Source organism: Shewanella hafniensis (assembly GCF_019655335.1).
Lineage (GTDB): Bacteria > Pseudomonadota > Gammaproteobacteria > Enterobacterales > Shewanellaceae > Shewanella > Shewanella hafniensis.
This window is the reverse complement of the sequence record NZ_BPFD01000210.1, coordinates 1-559: the sequence shown is the minus strand read 5'-3', so window position 1 is coordinate 559 and position 559 is coordinate 1. Positions and strand designations below refer to the sequence as shown.

At 45.3% G+C, this 559-nt stretch carries 1 pseudogene; it reads left to right on the top strand.

The window, feature by feature from the left end:
* Positions 1-551: pseudogene (locus K5Q99_RS21955) on the top strand (IS3-like element ISSba3 family transposase); the annotation flags it as partial.
* Between the last annotated feature and the right edge of the window lie 8 nt (positions 552-559).

Genomic DNA, 559 nt, shown 5'->3' with positions numbered 1-559 from the left:
ACTCAGATGCAGTGGCAGATAACCTGTTAAACATGAACTTTAACCCAGTATCGGCTAATCAGGTTTGGGCGGGTGACGTGACCTATTTAAAGACGGGTGAAGGCTGGATGTATTTGGCTGTGGTGATGGATTTATATTCACGCCGGATTGTGGGATGGCACATAGATAAACGCATGACCACAGATTTGATATCTAAGGCATTAATAAAAGCCTACAACCTGCGACAACCAGCGCGAGGGCTGGTATTCCACAGTGACCGAGGCTCGCAATATACCAGTAAGCAATTCGGTAGGCTGCTATTGAGCTATGGTATCCGAGCCAGCATGGGGGATGTGGGGGCGTGTTGGGATAATGCCGTTGTTGAGCGATTCTTTGGCAGCTTAAAACACGATTGGATTTTTAAAGTGAATCAACCAACAAGGGAGTTTATGAAGCAAGATGTGACGGCTTACATGAAATATTATAACTTGGAGCGGCTGCATTCTGCTAATGACGATCTGTCACCTGTAGAGTTTGAAAATTCTCAAGTAAAAGTGTCCAGTTTGGGTTGACCAGTACA